At 61.0% G+C, this 16,182-nt stretch carries 14 protein-coding genes; 10 read left to right on the top strand and 4 right to left on the bottom strand.

Annotation, left to right across the window (positions count from 1 at the left end; genetic code table 11):
• Positions 1-46: 46 nt before the first annotated feature.
• The 4 genes from C1J04_RS05005 to C1J04_RS05020 are packed head-to-tail and all read right to left on the bottom strand — an operon-like array spanning position 47 to position 5,916.
• The gene (locus C1J04_RS05005) at positions 47-1,201 is read right to left on the bottom strand and encodes an ABC transporter permease (protein ID WP_009826234.1); all 1,155 of its coding nucleotides are present in this window, start codon (positions 1,199-1,201) and stop codon (positions 47-49) included.
• Positions 1,198-2,226 (bottom strand): ABC transporter permease, encoded by a 1,029-nt coding sequence (locus C1J04_RS05010; RefSeq protein ID WP_005851921.1) that lies wholly within the window; start codon positions 2,224-2,226, stop codon positions 1,198-1,200. Before C1J04_RS05010 ends, C1J04_RS05005 begins: the two co-directional genes overlap by 4 nt.
• Complete coding sequence (locus C1J04_RS05015; RefSeq protein WP_009826235.1) at positions 2,223-4,148, bottom strand: ABC transporter substrate-binding protein; 1,926 nt, start codon at positions 4,146-4,148, stop codon at positions 2,223-2,225. The genes C1J04_RS05010 and C1J04_RS05015 overlap by 4 nt, the downstream gene beginning before the upstream one ends.
• Positions 4,141-5,916, bottom strand: a complete 1,776-nt coding sequence (locus C1J04_RS05020) for an ABC transporter ATP-binding protein (RefSeq protein WP_174226598.1) — start codon at positions 5,914-5,916, stop codon at positions 4,141-4,143. Before C1J04_RS05020 ends, C1J04_RS05015 begins: the two co-directional genes overlap by 8 nt.
• A gap of 160 nt (positions 5,917-6,076) precedes the next feature.
• Here C1J04_RS05020 and C1J04_RS05025 point away from each other — a divergent pair, with 160 nt between their 5' ends.
• The 10 genes from C1J04_RS05025 to C1J04_RS05070 all read left to right on the top strand — a co-directional run bounded on the left by C1J04_RS05025 (position 6,077) and on the right by C1J04_RS05070 (position 16,152).
• Positions 6,077-6,571: a class I SAM-dependent methyltransferase gene (locus tag C1J04_RS05025; RefSeq protein ID WP_009826237.1), complete on the top strand. Its 495-nt coding sequence runs from the start codon at positions 6,077-6,079 to the stop codon at positions 6,569-6,571.
• A gap of 165 nt (positions 6,572-6,736) precedes the next feature.
• On the top strand, positions 6,737-7,792 hold the full coding sequence (locus tag C1J04_RS05030) for a C4-dicarboxylate TRAP transporter substrate-binding protein (RefSeq protein WP_037943567.1): 1,056 nt from the start codon (positions 6,737-6,739) through the stop codon (positions 7,790-7,792).
• A 27-nt stretch (positions 7,793-7,819) separates the two neighbouring features.
• On the top strand, positions 7,820-8,353 hold the full coding sequence (locus C1J04_RS05035; protein ID WP_009826239.1) for a TRAP transporter small permease: 534 nt from the start codon (positions 7,820-7,822) through the stop codon (positions 8,351-8,353).
• Positions 8,353-9,693: a TRAP transporter large permease gene (locus tag C1J04_RS05040; protein WP_005851928.1), complete on the top strand. Its 1,341-nt coding sequence runs from the start codon at positions 8,353-8,355 to the stop codon at positions 9,691-9,693. The genes C1J04_RS05035 and C1J04_RS05040 overlap by 1 nt, the downstream gene beginning before the upstream one ends.
• Complete coding sequence (locus tag C1J04_RS05045; protein WP_009826240.1) at positions 9,690-10,466, top strand: IclR family transcriptional regulator; 777 nt, start codon at positions 9,690-9,692, stop codon at positions 10,464-10,466. The genes C1J04_RS05040 and C1J04_RS05045 overlap by 4 nt, the downstream gene beginning before the upstream one ends.
• A 28-nt stretch (positions 10,467-10,494) precedes the next feature.
• Positions 10,495-12,591, top strand: coding sequence for an FAD-dependent oxidoreductase (locus C1J04_RS05050; protein ID WP_009826241.1), 2,097 nt, complete (start codon positions 10,495-10,497; stop codon positions 12,589-12,591).
• A gap of 46 nt (positions 12,592-12,637) precedes the next feature.
• Complete coding sequence (locus C1J04_RS05055; RefSeq protein ID WP_114865255.1) at positions 12,638-13,843, top strand: acyl-CoA dehydrogenase family protein; 1,206 nt, start codon at positions 12,638-12,640, stop codon at positions 13,841-13,843.
• Positions 13,840-14,973 carry an acyl-CoA dehydrogenase family protein gene (locus tag C1J04_RS05060; protein ID WP_009826243.1) on the top strand — a complete coding sequence of 378 codons (1,134 nt, stop codon included), beginning with the start codon at positions 13,840-13,842 and terminating at the stop codon, positions 14,971-14,973. Before C1J04_RS05055 ends, C1J04_RS05060 begins: the two co-directional genes overlap by 4 nt.
• A complete protein-coding gene (locus tag C1J04_RS05065) occupies positions 14,924-15,382 on the top strand; it encodes a PaaI family thioesterase (RefSeq protein ID WP_235208512.1) in 459 nt (152 codons plus the stop codon). The genes C1J04_RS05060 and C1J04_RS05065 overlap by 50 nt, the downstream gene beginning before the upstream one ends.
• A complete protein-coding gene (locus tag C1J04_RS05070) occupies positions 15,379-16,152 on the top strand; it encodes an oxepin-CoA hydrolase, alternative type (protein WP_009826245.1) in 774 nt (257 codons plus the stop codon). Before C1J04_RS05065 ends, C1J04_RS05070 begins: the two co-directional genes overlap by 4 nt.
• The last annotated feature ends 30 nt before the right edge of the window (positions 16,153-16,182 follow it).

The raw sequence follows: 16,182 nt of genomic DNA on the forward strand, positions 1-16,182 counted from the left end.
GCACCCCCCGGGATTTAGACCATTTGGAACTGAAGGCCCCAATGGGTCAGGATTTATACGGATCAAGACTTGCGCGCAGACCATCGCCCAAAAAGTTGAACGCCAGCACCACGACGATGATCGGCAGCATGGGAATGGCGGTCCACCAGTAGATTTCGATGCTCGCCAGATTTTGCGCGTCATTCAGCATGACGCCCCAGCTGACGGCGGGCGCGCGTAGACCCAACCCGAGGAAGCTAAGCGCGGTTTCCCCAAGAATCATCGCCGGGATTGATAAGGTCGCGCTGGCGATTAGATGCGACATGAAATTCGGCAACAGGTGTTTGCGGATCACCCGTGCGGGCGACGCGCCCATCATCTCGGCCGCTTTGACGTATTCCTCTTCACGCAGGCTCAGGAATTTTGACCGTACCGCCCGCGCCAGGCCGGGCCAGTCCAGAATGCCGAGGATGATCGAGATGATAAAGAACACCGACACCGGCCCCCAGTTCGACGGCACCGCCGCCGAAAGTGCCAGCCAGAGCGGGAGCTCTGGCAAGGACCGCAAAATCTCGATCGCGCGGTTGACCAGCCAGTCCGTCTTGCCGCCGAAGTAACCGGCCAGCGATCCAAAGAAGATCCCCAGCACAAAGCTGACCGTGATGCCGATCAACCCCACCGTCAAGGACAGCTGCGCGCCATAGAGGATGCGGCTGAACACATCGCGCCCCAACCGATCCGATCCCCAGAGAAACACCGTCGCCCCGTCAGGCGCACAAAACAGGTGGGTGTCGCTGGGGATGAGCGCAAAGAGGTGGTAGGTTTCACCCTTACAAAAATACTCAATCTTGCGCGGGTTGCTGGTATCGGTGTCGTAGACCCAGCGGAAATTCACCAGATCCGCAGTGCCCGTCGTCTCGTAGACAAAGGGGCCGATGAAACTGCCCTCGTGCCAAAGGTTGATGCTTTGGGGTGGCGCGTAGATGTGTTCGGCATTGCGCTCGTTTGGTGTGTAGGGCGCGATGAACCCCGCCACTGGCAAGATCAGATAGCAGAAGGCCAGAAACAGCCCGGATACCAGCGCCAGCTTGTGCCGCCGGAACTTGCGCCACATGAGCCGAGCGACAGAGGCGTCCATCTCGGCGCGCTCAGGCGCGGAAAGATCGGCGTCGTCGGTCCAGGGTGTGGTGTCGACAAAGCGGTTGTCCGGCTGGATGCTCATGAGCTGCGTGCCCCGTAACGGATGCGCGGATCAAGCAGGACCAGCAGCATGTCAGAGATCATAGTGCCGATCAGCGTCAGCAGGGCCACGAACATCAGAATGAACGCCGCGAGGAACTGGTCTTGGGACTTAAGTGCCACCAGCAGATAGGGCCCGATGGTTTGCAGGCCCAGCACCACCGATACCAGCACAGAGCCCGACACCATTGCAGGCAGCAGGTTCCCGATATCCGCGACAAAGGGGTTGAAGGCCACGCGCAGCGGATATTTCGACAGCAGCCGCGCGGGGCCCATACCCTTGGCCTTGGCGGTCTCCACATAGGGTTTATCAAGTTCGTCGAGCATATTCGCCCGCAACCGCTGCATCATCGCGGCGGCACCGGCGGTGCCGATCACAAAGGTCGGAACGATCAGGTGCAGCAGGACTGAGCGTACTTTCTCCCATGACATGGGCTGGCCCTCAAGCTCGGGGGCCATAAGCCCGCCAATCGGCAGGTCAAAGTATTTATGGCCATAGTAAAACAGGATCAGGGCCAGCAGGAAGTTCGGTGTCGCGAGCCCGAGGTAGCCCAGAAAACCGGCGGTATAATCGACCCAGGTCTCGGATTTGGCAGCGGCGAGCACCCCAAGCGGCAAGGCGATAAGATAAACGAATAATACGGCGGCGAGATTGACCAGCACCGTCATCCATAGCGCATCGCCGACGATTTCGCCCACGGGGCGGTCAAACTCGAACGACCAGCCGAAATTGCCTTGGATCAAGCCGGCAAACCCTTGCGGCCCCGGCACCATGCCGACCCAGATCAGGTATTGTTTCCAGATCGGTTCATCCAGCGCGTATTCGTGACGCAGAAACTCGGCCTTGGCGACGCCTTCGGCCTGACCCGTCGCGCGCAACTCGGCGATCTGGTTCGACAGATAGTCGCCGGGGGGCAGGTTGATGATGACGAAGACCAGAAGCGAGACCACCCAGAGGGTCAGTAGCATGGTGATGAAACGCCACACGGCGTATCGGAGGAAGATCATCGGCTTACCTGCACATGGGGGTCTTGGAAGTAGAATTCGTCGATGCGGTGAATGCCGAAATGCGCGCCGGGATCAAAGGCCCAGATTCCATGCTCCGGTACATTCATCAGATCGTTTGAGACGACGACGGGTTGCGGGGCCTCGGCCAGCACGCCGATGGCGAATTGCTGTTCGGCGTGGATGGCGAGCATCCGCTTCCAGATGTCTTCGCGCACCTGTGGGTCGTCGGTGTGGTTCCAGTCATTCGCCAGCAGCATCAGCCGTTTCGCGGGCTGCATATCGGGGGGCGACCCGGCCTGTCCGACTGTTTGGTAGTATTGTCCCCACATCGGCCAGGCAAAGAATTCCTGATTGGTGGGTGCCAGATAGGAAGGAGAGGTCGACGGCCCCGGAAGCCCGTTGTCCCAGCCGAACCAGACCGAGGCCATGGTCCGCCCCGCATAGATCCGGTTGCGCAGGATATCGCGGTCCAGCGGGCGCATGATCAGGCGGATGCCCAGATCACGCCACGTGTCCGCGATGATCGCCAGCGCGTTTTCTTCCTCGCTGCGTTCGCCGGCGGTTTCGATCACGAATTCCATCGGGCGGCCATCGGGAAGCTTGCGGAGCCCTGCGGGGGTGCGGTCGGTCAGACCCATATCATCCAGCAGCGCGTTGGCGTGGGCGAGGTTCATCATGGACCACGCATGTGTGTTGTCGTCGTTGTAAAGCGCGCTTTGCGACAGGGCGGACATGCCGCCTTCGCTGGCGAGGCCGAAATAGAGCGCGCGGTTGATCATGCGTCGATCGATGCCGAGGCTCAGGGCGCGGCGAAAACGCACGTCGCGCATGACCTCGCGCCACACGGGGTCGGCGAAGTTCAGGTTGGGATAGATGGCGATCTGGCTGGCGGCACCGTTGGCCCAAAGCAGGGTGCGGTATTTGCCGCCGTCCGCCTCGCCTTTCTTGAGGATCGCGACATCGGGGAAATCGAGCCCGCGCGCCTGCAGGTCGACCTCGCCCGCGTTGGCCTTGGCCGCGATCAGCCCGCCGCCGACCACGGTCATCTGCACCACGTCGATATAGGGCAGCTGCACGCCCCGGCTGTCGATACGGTGGAAATAGGGGTTACGCACAAAGAGCTTGCGCGAGCTGTCCTTGTCCGAGGTGTTGATCCACGGCTGCAGGGTCGGCAGCGCGGGGTTGTCGAACTTGTACATATTGTCGCGCTTGTTGTGCAGCGCGGCCCAGCTTTTGACCCGCGCGGCTTTGATCTTTTCGACCAGCGCATCGGGATCGGCGAACTTCTTGTGGAACTGCGACAGGTAGTGGGCGGGGCGATAGATGAACGGTGGGCTTGCTTGCGCCAACAGCGGCAGGAAGTTCGGATTGGGGATCTGCCATTCGAACACGACCGTATGTTCATCGGGGAAGGTGACCTTTCCCAGGCGGTTGTCCACGATCATGAAATCCGGCGGCCCGCTGGGGGTGATGTCTGGGTCGTTGGCAACATTTTCCCACCAGTAACGGAAATCATCCGAGGTGAAGGGCATGCCGTCTGACCAGCGGTGACCGGGGCGCAGGTGAAGCGTAAATTTGCGCCCTTCTTCCACGTCCACCGCGGCGAGGATATCGGGGGCAAGCGTGTAGTCAGGCTGATACCCTACCAGCCGCGCGTAGCCGTAAACGACCATTTGCCGCACGTCCTTGGTGCGCGAGATCAACGTGCGTAGCGTACCGCCCTGACGCCCAAAGCTGCGGCCCTTGGCTTCGAGGTCGACGACCAGCGGCTCTGACGGGATGCGGTCCTGCACGTGAGGCAGGCTGCCGGCATTCACCTCTTGCGCCCAAAAGCTGCTTTCTTGCAGCACGGGGCCGTCGCTATGCGCGGCAAGGGGCGCAAAGGCGAGGGTCGCGGCGAGGGCAAGGAGGAACTTACGCATGACAACGTACCTTATGGCCGGGCTCAAGCTCTCGCAGGGCGGGGGCGTGATGGCCTTCAAAGCGGAACTGTTCGGGCCAGAGCATGGGAGAGCCCGCGCCCTTGGCGACCAGATCAAGATCGATGGGCCGGCTGATGTCGGGTTCGGGCTGTGCTGCGATCAAGGCGCGGGTGTAGGGGTGTTGCGGATTGTAGAACAGCGTGTCGGGCGGGGCCTGTTCGACGATCACGCCAGCGCGCATGACCGCGACCTCGTCCGCGATGCGGGCAACGACCGCCAGATCGTGGCTGATGAACAGATAGCTCAGGTTGGCGCGGTCGCGGATGTCTTCGAGCAGGGTCAGAATTTGCTCTTGGACCGAGACATCCAGCGCCGAGGTGGGTTCGTCGCAGATCAGCAGCTTCGGGTCGAGCGTCAGCGCGCGGGCAATGGACAGCCGTTGGCGCTGGCCGCCTGAAAACGCATGCGGGAAACGGCCAAGCATATCAGGGTTCAATCCGACCCACCGCAGCATTTCGGCCGCCTTTTCGCGGCGGTCGCGGGCAGTGCCGATGTTGTGCACCTCCATCGGTTCGGTCAGGGCTTGCTGCACGCGCATCCGCGGGCTGAGCGAGGAATACGGGTCTTGAAACACCATCTGCGCTTGCCGTTGAAATGCGGTGCGCTCAGTGGGCGACAGATCATGCACGGCCAGCGGTGCGGCGGCGGGGTCGGGGCGAAACAGCACTTCGCCGCCGGCATCGGGACGTTCGGCCCCCATGGCGATGCGGGCGCAGGTGGTCTTGCCCGATCCGCTTTCGCCGACAATCGCCAGTGTCTTGCCACGGGGCAGGTGCAGGTCAACGTGCTGGCAGGCGGAGACGGACACCGGCTTACGCCAGCCGCCCGCCCGCATGGTGTAGGTCTTGGACACGTCGCGCAGATCAAGGATCACATCATCTGCGGGCTTCGTGGATGCGGGGGCAGGGGCGGCCACGGCGGGAATCATCGGGGCGGCGGCGAAGAGCTTGGCGGTGTAGGGGTGGGCAGGGCTGCCCAACACCTCTTGCGCATCGCCCCGTTCCATCACGCGGCCCTTGTTCATCACCACGACACGCTGCGCCATATTCGCCACGACGCCCAGATCATGGGTCACAAGGATCACACCCATACCGGTTTCTGCCTGCAACGACCGGATCAGCCCGAGCACCTGCGCCTGTGTCGTCACATCCAAGGCGGTCGTCGGTTCGTCCGCGATCAACAGCTCGGGCTTGGCAACCATGGCCATAGCGATCATCGCGCGCTGGCGCATCCCGCCGGACATCTCGAACGGATAGCTTTTCCAGGCGCGCAGTGGATCGACAAAGCCGACCTTCTCAAACTGTTCGAGCACTGCACGTTTGGCTGCCCTTCGTCCCATATTGCGGTGCAAGCGCAGCACTTCGGCGACCTGATCGCCAAGCCGGTGCAGCGGCGATAGCGACCGCATGGGCTCTTGAAAGATCATCGAGATGCGATCCCCCCGAATGGCGCGCATCTTCTTTTCGGGGAGGGACAGCAGGTTGACGGCACCCTCGGCCCCGTTGAACCGGATCGACCCGCCGCGCATCTGTGCCGCATCGGGCAGCAGGCGCAAAACCGACCGGCAGGACAGCGTTTTGCCAGACCCGCTTTCGCCCACCAGCGCGAGGGTCTCGCCCGCGTTCAACGCAAAGCTGACGCCGTCCACGACCGAGGGGCCGTTGCCGAAACCGATCGATAGATCATTTACTTCAAGAAGGGGGGCCATTGTCATCCCAAGCGGGTCAGAGCGATCATTACCTATCGAGTGAAGCCGATAAACACCCAAGCGTCTAGGGGGCAGCGCAAAAACCAAGCGTCAGCGGTACACAAAGCGGGGCGGCGTCCCCATGTTGCATCAGTACGACCCAACCCGAAGGAGAACAGCGATGAGCCGCCTGGACATATTTATCAACCGTATGGTGTCACAGCGTGCGTGTATCGACCATGCCGCCGCCCTGACGCAGACAATGACGGGGCCGGTGTTCGAACTGGGATTGGGCAATGGCCGTACCTTTCACCACATCCGTGAAACGATGCCCGACCGCGATATCTTTGTGTTTGAACGCGCGGTTGCATCGAATCCCGATAGCACGCCCGAGGACCATCAGCTGATCCTGGGCGATGTGCACGAAACCCTGCCTGCCGCGCGGGCGCGCTTTGGTGCGAATGCGGCTCTGATTCACGCGGATCTTGGCGGGCACAACCTTGCAAAAAACGATGCTTTCGCGCGTGAAATCTCGCCCTTGATCGAGCCGTTATTGGCCGTCGGGGGCATCATGGTGTCCAGTGACCGGATGTATTTCGACAATTTGATCGAAATCCCCTTACCACCTGAAGCTGTGGAGGGGCGCTGCTTCATGTACCGCCGAGAGAAGTCATGAACTGAATTAAGTACTTGATACGTAATGGTTAAATAGTAAGCGGCGTCGGTATTCCGGCGCCGCTTTAAGTTTCGCTTGCACGTTCCATATCCCCTCCCTAGTGTGCGCTCGAGACATAGTGAAACGATGTTTCGCATGGTAAAACAATTCTTGGGAGGGAATTACATGTCCTTTTTGAAAAACCTATCTTTCGCTGCTGCAATGACTGTGGCGGCTTCCGTTGCCGGTGCTGAAACCGTGCTGATCCACGGCGAAGCGGGCCCGAATCGCGGTGCCCGTGCAGATGCGTTGCAGTGGTTCGCCGATCAGGTTGCCGAGCGGTCGGAAAATGATCTGCGCCTCGACATCCAGTGGGGCGGCGCGCTGTTCAAGGCGAATGCGGCCGTACAGTCCATCGGTGACGGTGTGGCTGACATGGGGTCGGTGATCGCGGTGTATTACCCGCAGGAAATGGCCGCCTATGGCATCGCCGATCTGCCCGTGAACAACCCGGATGCCTGGGTCGGTATGCGCGCCACGGACGAACTGATGCGCTCGAACCCCGCGATTGCGGAAAACCTGGCTGAAAAGAACCTCGTGTACATCGGCACATGGACCACAAGTCAGGTGAACATCGGCTGTAAGGGCGACGCGATCCGTTCGGTCGCTGATATCGCGGGCAAGAAAGTTCGCGGCACAGGGGCCTACGGTAAGGTCTTTGGCGACGAAGGCGCGAACATGGTCAACATGTCGATCTATGACGCGTACCAAGGGCTCGACACCGGTCTGATCGATTGTAGCCAAGGGTATTCCTACGCTGTTGCCGCGCTGAAGCAGGCCGAAGTCATGGACAACTACACCCTGTTGAACTGGGGCCAGGTTGGCGGCGTCGGCATCTTCATGAACAAAGACATGTTCGATGCGCTGTCCGAGGATCAGCAAGCTGTGCTGCTGGAAACCGGTGCGGATCTGTCCGATGAATTCGGCCGCATGATCACAACCGCGAACGACAACGCCATTGCCGCGATGAAAGAGCAAGGCGTCGAAGTGTTCGAACTGCCCGCGGAAGAGCGCGCCAAGCTGGTCGAAGGCGGCGAGAAGTATCTGGCCGAGTGGGTCGAGACAGCCAACCGCACCGGTCTGCCGGGCGAGCAACTGCTGGAAGACTACAAGGCGCTGATCGCCAAATACACGCAAGAGCGCGACGAGAACGGTTACCCTTGGGCCGCTGACAACAATTAAACACAAGCTTTGGGAGGAGCAGGGACCATGTTGGTACCACTTGAGAAAATCCTGTTGGGGTTGGGCGCGGCTGCGGTCATCCTTTTGGGGATCTTGATCACGTCCAACGTGGTCGCACGCGCCGTCTTCGCATCTAGCGTACCCGATAGCGTTACTTTGGTGCGGGAGCTGATGGTTGCGGCCATCCTCCTGCCCCTTGCGGCAGCGACCGCAAACCGCGCTCACGTTAGTGTGGCTTTTGTGTCCGACCGGCTCGGGCCCAAACTCCGGTCCTGGCTTATTGTGCTGGGGTCGGTCATGGGGATGATCGCCTTGGGCGGTCTGATCTATTCCGGCGGCCGCGAATTCCTGAGCGTTTGGGAAAAGGGCAGCTTTTTCTACGGTGACCTGAATCTGCCCAAATGGCCCGGACGTCTGTTGTTTGTGGTCGGTATCGCCGCCTGCTGGCTGCGGCTGGCGGAACTGGCGATCCGCGATGTGCGGACCATCCTCTCCGGGGGCATCGTTTCGGACGAAGAAAACCACACAATCGAGCTCGTTGCCGAAAAAGAGGTGCTGTAATGGATGCGTCGACCATCGGGCTGATTGCCTTTGCTGCCGTTCTGATCCTGTTGGCGCTGCGTGTGCCGATTGCCTTTGCGCTGGCCAGCGTCGCGACGATTGCGACCTTCTTTATCTTTGCCTTTCGCACCGGCACTTTCATGCCCGAACGTGCCATCCGTGCGACAACGTCGATGGTGTTCTCGAACTCCTTTGACCTGATACACTCCTACGATCTATCGATGATACCGCTGTTTGTCGCCCTTGGGCACATTGCCTATCGCGCAGATATCACGACCAAGATCTACCACGCGGCCAAGGTCTGGCTGACGCGTCTGCCCGGCGGTGTTGCCATGGCAAGCGTCATGGGCTGTGGCGGATTTTCGGCCATTACCGGCAGCTCTATCGCCTGTGCCTCGACCATGGGGAAAATCTGTACGCCCGAGATGCTGCGCATGGGTTATGACCCGCGTCTGGCAACAGCGTCGGTCGCGGCAGGGGGCACGCTGGGGTCGCTGATCCCGCCGTCGGTTCTGTTCATCATCTACGGTATCTTCACCGAGACCTCGATTTCGTCGCTGTTCCTTGCGGGTGTTTTGCCGGGGCTGCTGACGCTGGCGGGCTTTATCCTCGTGATTGCCGTCTGGGTCTGGCGCTCGCCAGAAATCGCTCCTTCGACAGCGACACGCTACTCCGCCAAAGAACGCTTTGCAGCGGCGGCTGAAAGCTGGCCTGCGGTCATGCTGTTCGTGTTGATCATTGGCGGTATCTACGGCGGTATCTTTACGGCGACCGAAGCGGCGGCTGTCTGCGTGGTCGCGGCGACGCTGATCGGTTTTGCGCAGCGCAAGCTGACCTTGCAGGGGCTGTGGGATGCGGTCAAAGAGACGTGCATCCAGACCGCAGCGATCTTCTTTATCGCGGCAGGGGCCAAGATCTTTGTGGCCTTTATCGCCCTGACCAACGTTGCCCCGATGATTGTGAACGTCGTGGCCGAGGCAGAGCTGTCCGTCGTGGTCCTGCTGCTGGCGATTGCCGCGATCTATCTGCTGCTTGGCATGTTCCTTGATCCCATCGGCATCATGGTTCTGACCCTGCCGCTGATGATCCCGCTGGTGGAAAGCTATGACATGAACCTGATCTGGTTTGGTGTTGTGGTGATTAAACTGCTGGAAATCGGGCTGATCACGCCGCCTGTCGGGTTGAACGTCTTTGTTATCGCCAATGTGGTGGGCAAAGAGGCTCCGATCGACAAGATCTTTGCCGGTATCACGCGCTTCCTCAGCGTTGACGTGATCGTGCTGGTGCTGATCATGTCCTTCCCGATGATCTCGCTGCTTATTCCTATGGCGGCGCGATGAGTGGGGACACCACAGACAGGAAGTTTGCCAACACTCTGGCGCGGGGGCTTGCTGTATTGCGGGCCTTTCGCGCCAGCGACAGCGGGCTGACCCACGCGCAGATTGCCGACCGGACGGGGCTGCCCAAGCCTACGGTGTCGCGGCTGACCTATACGCTGTGCGAACTGGGCTACCTCAGCCACGGCGGGCGCAATGACCGCTTTCGGCTGGGGCCATCAGCCATCGCGCTTGGCTCTGTCGCATCGGTGGCGGTGAACTTTCTGGATTTGGTGTCCGACGCCATGCAAGAGCTGGCCGATAAAACGGGCACGTTGTTGCTGGTCGCCGTGCGCGACGACGAGAAAATGATGCTGGTGCGCACATGGCGGCCACAGAATGCATCGACCATCTGGCTGGAGCCGGGGCACCGGATTCCTGTGTTCGGATCGTCGTCGGGCATGGCCGTCGTGGCGTCACTTGGCGAAGAGCGCTTTGAGCAGTTGACGCCCGAAGCGGATATGCGAAGGTTCCGGGCGGAGGGATATTCGCAATTGATAGAACAAGGGTTCGCCTACGCGTCGGAGGGCACACGATATGCCAGTACGATCAACGCCGTAAGTGTCCCCTATTTTGCCGAAGAGTTCGGCGAACCGGTATCGTTCACCGCCGGGGCCATGCCACATGATTTGCCCGATTCCCGTATCGTGCAAGAGGTCGGCCCCGCGTTGCGTGAACTGGTGCGCGCGCTTGAACAGCGCACCGGGCGCACCCCCGCGCTCAGCCGCCGGGACTGAAACAAGACTAGACCAAGGAATATGCTAAATGACTGACAAGATTGGATATACCCGCAAAGGCGACGTGGCCGTACTGCGGATCAAGAACCCCCCGGTCAATGCGTTGTCCCATGCTGTTCGTGAAGGTCTGGTTGCCGGTATGGCGCAGGCCGAGGCCGATGACGGCGTCAAAGCCGTGGTTATCGTCGGCGAGGGCCGCGCCTTTATCGCCGGTGCGGATATCACCGAATTCGGCAAAACGCCGCTGGAACCTTTCCTGCCGGATGTGTGCAAACGGATCGAGGATTCCCCGCTGATCGTTGTCGCCTCCATGCATGGTGTGTCCTTGGGCGGCGGGCTCGAGATCGCGCTGTCGGCGCATTACCGTGTGGCGCAGCCGTCGGCCAAAGTGGGCCTGCCCGAAGTGCATCTGGGCCTGATCCCCGGTGCCGGTGCGACCCAGCGTTTGCCGCGTCTGATCGGCGTGGACCCCTCGCTTGATCTGATCACCTCTGGCCGTCAGGTCAAAGCGGCCGAAGCCGAAAGCCTTGGCATCGTCGATCAGGTCGCCGAGGGCGACCCCGAGGATGTGGGCGTCGCCTATGCCGAGAACCTGATCGCCACCAACGCACCGCGCCGCCCCGTCAGCGAGATGGCCGCACCCGCGCCGATTGACTGGGACGCGGCCTATGACGGGACGCTGAAAAAGGGGCGGGGGCAAATCTCTCCGGCGCAGGCGGTCCGCGCGGTTCAGGCTGCGGCAGAGCTGCCCTTTGACGAAGGCATGCTGGCCGAGCGCAAGATTTTCATGGAGTTGATGGAGACAGACCAACGTCAGGGCATGATCCACGCGTTCTTCTCTGAACGTGCGGTAGGCAACCTGCCGGAACTGAAAGGCGTCGAACCCCGCGCGTTGCAATCCATCGGCATCATCGGCGGCGGCACCATGGGCGCAGGCATCGCCACGGCGGCGCTGTTGGCAGGCTTCAACGTCGTGCTGATCGAGATGAAGGAAGACGCCGCAGAGGCCGCGCGCGGTCGCATCGCGGGCAATCTTTCCGGCGCGCTTAAGCGTGGCAAGATCACGCAGATGAAATATGACGCGATGACCAACACCGCGCTTGAGGTGTCGATCAACTATGACAGCCTCGCCTCGGTCGATCTGGTGATCGAAGCCGTGTTCGAGGATATGGGTGTCAAGAAAGAGGTGTTCGGCAAGCTTGATGCCGTGTGCAAACCCGGTGCTATTCTGGCGTCCAACACATCCTATCTGGATGTGGACGAGATCGCGGCCAGCACCTCGCGCCCTGCGGATGTGATCGGGCTGCACTTCTTTTCGCCTGCGCATATCATGAAGCTGCTCGAAGTGGTCGTCGCCGAAAAGACCGCCCTCGATGTGGTTGCCACGGGCTTTGCCCTTGGCAAGGCGCTGAACAAGATTTCCGTGCGCGCCGGTGTCTGCGACGGGTTTATCGGCAACCGTATTCTGGCAACTTACCGCACCGCTGCCGATCACATGGTGCTTGATGGCGCATCGCCGTTCCAGATCGACAAGGCGCTGGTGGATTTCGGCTTTGCCATGGGCCCCTTTGCCGTGGGCGATCTGGCTGGACTCGATATCGGCTGGGCCACACGCAAGCGCAAGGCGGCGACGCGCCACCCTGCCGAACGCGTGCCGACATACCCCGACAAGATCTGCGAAGCCGGCAACTTCGGTCAGAAGACCGGCAAAGGCTACTATATCTATGAGGCCGGATCGCGCGGCGGCGTGCCGAACCCCGAAGTGTCCGAGCTGATCGCCGCCGAACGCGCCGAGCGTGGCATCACCCCGCGTGACTTTACCGACGCAGAGATCGTCCGCCGCTATATGGCCGCGATGGTCAATGAGGCGGCAAAGGTCGTGGGCGAGGGTATCGCAAAGCGGCCCTTGGATGTGGATATGGTCCTGCTCTTTGGCTACGGCTTCCCGCGCTACTGGGGTGGCCCGATGAAATGGGCCGACCTGCAAGGGCTGCCTGCACTGCTGGCCGACATCGAAAGCTACGCCAAGGAAGACGCCTGGTTCTGGGAACCCGCGCCGCTGCTGAAACAGCTGGTGGCCGAAGGGCGCAACTTTGACGACCTGAACAAACAAGCCGCTAAGTAAATGAACAAGGGCGCAATGCCCGACAGTATAAACCGGAGGAAGACAAATGGATCTGAGCTATAGCGACGAAGAAAAGGCTTTCCGCGCCGAAGTGCGGGCCTTTCTTGAGGAAAAGCTCCCCAAGGAAATGAGCGACAAAATCCGCAAGGGTGAAGAGCTGGGCAAAGACGGTCAGGAACAGTGGCATGCGATCCTGAACGCCCAAGGTTGGCTGGCCCCGAACTGGCCCAAGAAATTTGGCGGTGCGGAATGGAACGCGGTGCAGCGTCACATCTTCGAAGAAGAAGCCGCTGCCGCCTATGCGCCACGCATCGTGCCTTTTGGCCTGTCGATGCTCGCGCCTGTGCTGCAAAAATTCGGCTCGCAAGAGCAGAACGACTACTGGCTGCCCCGCATCCTGTCGGGCGAAGACTGGTGGTGTCAGGGCTATTCCGAGCCGGGTGCGGGGTCCGACCTTGCCTCGCTCAAGACCGAAGCGGTTCTGAACGACGAAGGCACGCACTACATCGTCAACGGCCAGAAGACGTGGACCACGCTGGGTCAGCACGCGAATATGATCTTCTGCCTTGTGCGCACCGACAAGACGGTGAAGCAGCAAGAGGGTATTTCCTTCCTGCTGATCGACATGGACACCCCCGGCGTCGAAGTGCGCCCGATCATCCTGCTCGACGGCACCCACGAGGTGAACGAGGTTTGGTTCACGGATGTTAAAGTCCCGGTCGAAAACCTTGTCGGCAAAGAGAACGAAGGCTGGACCTATGCCAAGTACCTGCTGACCCACGAACGCACCAACATCGCGGGCGTCGGGTTCTCGCAAGCGGGTCTGACCGCGGTCAAACGTATCGCCAAGGCAGAGATGTCCGGCGGCAAGCCGTTGATGCAGAACCCGCATTTCGCGGCACGTGTGGCACAGGTTGAAATCGACCTGATGGCGATGAGCACCACAAACCTGCGCATCGTCTCTAAGGCGGCAGCGGGTGCGGCACCGGGTGTTGAATCGTCCATGCTGAAGGTCAAAGGCACGATCATCCGTCAGGAAATCAACGACCTCGCGCGTCGTGCTGCGGGTGCCTATGCGATGCCATTCGCATCCGAAGCGATCGAAGGGTCGAACCTGGCCCTGCCTGATCCGTTGAATGCCGGCCCCGTTGCCGCGCAATATTTCAACAACCGTAAACTGTCGATCTTTGGCGGCTCGAACGAAATCCAGCGCCAGATCATTGCCAAAACAACGATGGGAGGTGGAGAATGAACTTCGACCTGACAGAAGAACGCCAAATGCTGCAAGACAGTCTGCGCCGTTTCCTGCGCGACAAATACGATACAGCAGCCCGCAACAAGATCCTTGAAAGCGACACCGGCTTTTCCGCTGACATCTGGAACGGTCTGGCCGAACTGGGCGTCATCGGCGCGCTGTTCACCGAAGATCAGGGCGGCTTTGGCGGCGCCGGTTTCGACATCGCCGTCGTGTTCGAGGAACTGGGCCGCGCAGGCGTGGTCGAACCCTTCCTTGATACCGCCATTCTGGGCGGCGGTCTGATTGCCGATTTGGGCAACGACGACCAGCAGGCCCACATCGAAGAGCTGATCGGCGGCACGCTGCAGGTGGCCTTTGCCCACGGTGAACCCACCAGCCGCTATGACCTGAACCAGGTCACGTCTACTGCCAAGGCCGAGGGTGACAACATCGTGCTGAACGGTCGCAAGGCTGTTGTGGTCAACGCTGAAAACGCCGACATGCTGATCGTTTCTGCCCGCGAAAGCGGCGAGGCAGGCGACGAAAACGGGATCTCGCTGTTCCTCGTGCCCGCAGATACCAAAGGCATCACGCTGCAAGGTTATGCGCTGCTGGCCGGTGGTCGTGCCGCCGAAGTCACGCTGGATGATGTGACCGTCCCTGCCTCTGCCCGTCTGGGTGAAGCTGGCAAAGCGTTCAAGGCGATCGAGGCGCGCGTCGCTGCGGCAAACGTCGCGATCTGTGCGGAAACTTTGGGTGCGATGGAAACGGCGACACGCCTGACCCGCGAATACCTGATGACCCGCAAGCAGTTCGGCAAGCCCATCGGCACGTTCCAGGCGCTCGCGCACCGCATGTCCGACCTGCTGATCGAGATGGAGCAGGCGCGCTCTGCCGTGATCGTTGCCGCGGGCAACCTCGAAGCGGAGTACAAAGCGCGCGAGACGCATATCTCTGCCGCCAAGAACCTGCTGGGTCGCGCGGGCCGTTTGGTTGCCGAAGACAGCATCCAGATGCACGGCGGTATCGCCATGACGCAAGAATACGAACTGGCCCACATCGCCAAGCGTATCATCATGGCAGACCACCGCTTTGGTGACACAGACCACCATCTGGAGCGTTTCATTGCCCTTGCAGCAGCCTGACGAAAGCCAGCTGATCCGGGACGAGACCGGCACCCAAACCCTGGTCGGATATGTCGTCGACATATCCGATCCGGCCCACGGGCGCTGCTTTCTTGATCTGGGTCCGCAACACTTCAACCGCCATGGGGTTCTTCATGGCGGTATTGCCGCCACATTGCTGGATAACGCCTGTGGCATGACCGGATCGCTGAGCGTGGATCCCACCGGCCAGCACCCGTTCCTCACGATCTCGTTGACGACGCAGTTTCTGGCCGCGGGCCAACCCGGGCGCGTGACCGCGACCGGCACGATCAAGGGCGGTGGTCGCAGCCTGCTGTATATCGACGCTGAGCTTGTCCACGAAGACGGCACGGTCATTGCGACATCCACAGGCGTGTTCAAGCGCGTCCCACAGGAGAAACTGAAATGAGCGCTCGGATCGAAGACAAGGGTGACCGGATCGTCATCTGGAACGGAAACGCGCATAAGCGGGGTGCCCTGTCACCCGAGCTTTACGCCTGCATCGGCCAAGCGATTGAAATGGCCGCCGCGCCGCGTATCCGTGCCGTGATCCTCACCTCCGAAGGGGATTTCTTTTGCGCGGGCGGCGATCTGAATGTCCTGATCGCACGCCGCGACATGCCCAAAGATGAACGTCGGGGCAAGATCAACGAATTGCATAGCCTGATCCGCGCGATCCGGTCCTGTCCGGTGCCGGTGATCGCCGCCGTCGAAGGCGGTGCCGCGGGCGCGGGGCTGTCTTTTGCGCTGGCCTGCGATCTGATCGTTGCCGCCGCCGGTGCCAAGTTCACCGCTGCTTACGTCAAGGCGGGGCTGGTGCCTGATGGGGGGCTGACCGCCTCGCTCGCGCGTGCGCTGCCGCGGCAGCTCGCGATGGAGATGTGCTTGCTGGCGCAGCCCGTCACCGTTGAACGCATGCATGATCTGGGCGTGGTAAATGCCGTCACCGACAAGGGTGGCGCGTTCGAGGCCGCGATGGCGCTTGCCGACCGCTTGGCCGCAGGCCCCCGCGAAGCCCAAGGGGTGATCCGCGGGTTGGTCGCACAGGGCTATGACGTGTCCGAGGCCGACCAGCTTGAAGCGGAATGTGACGCCATGGCCCATGCCACCGGCGCAGATGAGGCTGCCGAAGGCATCGCCGCTTTCCTCGAGAAGCGCACACCGAATTACGGCGGCTGACCCTCGGCCACCGATCTATTGACCCAACCC

This window comes from Sulfitobacter sp. SK025 (genome assembly GCF_003352105.1).
In the GTDB taxonomy this organism is placed as follows: Bacteria; Pseudomonadota; Alphaproteobacteria; order Rhodobacterales; family Rhodobacteraceae; genus Sulfitobacter; species Sulfitobacter pontiacus.

What these genes read in the sequence shown, in the direction of transcription:
- C1J04_RS05005 (WP_009826234.1), bottom strand. Translation starts at nt 1,201, where the DNA reads ATGAGCATCCAGCCGGACAACCGCTTTGTCGACACCACACCCTGGACC.
- C1J04_RS05010 (WP_005851921.1), bottom strand. Translation starts at nt 2,226, where the DNA reads ATGATCTTCCTCCGATACGCCGTGTGGCGTTTCATCACCATGCTACTG.
- C1J04_RS05020 (WP_174226598.1), bottom strand. Translation starts at nt 5,916, where the DNA reads ATGGCCCCCCTTCTTGAAGTAAATGATCTATCGATCGGTTTCGGCAAC.
- C1J04_RS05030 (WP_037943567.1), top strand. Translation starts at nt 6,737, where the DNA reads ATGTCCTTTTTGAAAAACCTATCTTTCGCTGCTGCAATGACTGTGGCG.
- C1J04_RS05025 (WP_009826237.1), top strand. Translation starts at nt 6,077, where the DNA reads ATGAGCCGCCTGGACATATTTATCAACCGTATGGTGTCACAGCGTGCG.
- C1J04_RS05040 (WP_005851928.1), top strand. Translation starts at nt 8,353, where the DNA reads ATGGATGCGTCGACCATCGGGCTGATTGCCTTTGCTGCCGTTCTGATC.
- C1J04_RS05055 (WP_114865255.1), top strand. Translation starts at nt 12,638, where the DNA reads ATGGATCTGAGCTATAGCGACGAAGAAAAGGCTTTCCGCGCCGAAGTG.
- C1J04_RS05015 (WP_009826235.1), bottom strand. Translation starts at nt 4,148, where the DNA reads ATGCGTAAGTTCCTCCTTGCCCTCGCCGCGACCCTCGCCTTTGCGCCC.
- C1J04_RS05070 (WP_009826245.1), top strand. Translation starts at nt 15,379, where the DNA reads ATGAGCGCTCGGATCGAAGACAAGGGTGACCGGATCGTCATCTGGAAC.
- C1J04_RS05035 (WP_009826239.1), top strand. Translation starts at nt 7,820, where the DNA reads ATGTTGGTACCACTTGAGAAAATCCTGTTGGGGTTGGGCGCGGCTGCG.
- C1J04_RS05045 (WP_009826240.1), top strand. Translation starts at nt 9,690, where the DNA reads ATGAGTGGGGACACCACAGACAGGAAGTTTGCCAACACTCTGGCGCGG.
- C1J04_RS05060 (WP_009826243.1), top strand. Translation starts at nt 13,840, where the DNA reads ATGAACTTCGACCTGACAGAAGAACGCCAAATGCTGCAAGACAGTCTG.
- C1J04_RS05050 (WP_009826241.1), top strand. Translation starts at nt 10,495, where the DNA reads ATGACTGACAAGATTGGATATACCCGCAAAGGCGACGTGGCCGTACTG.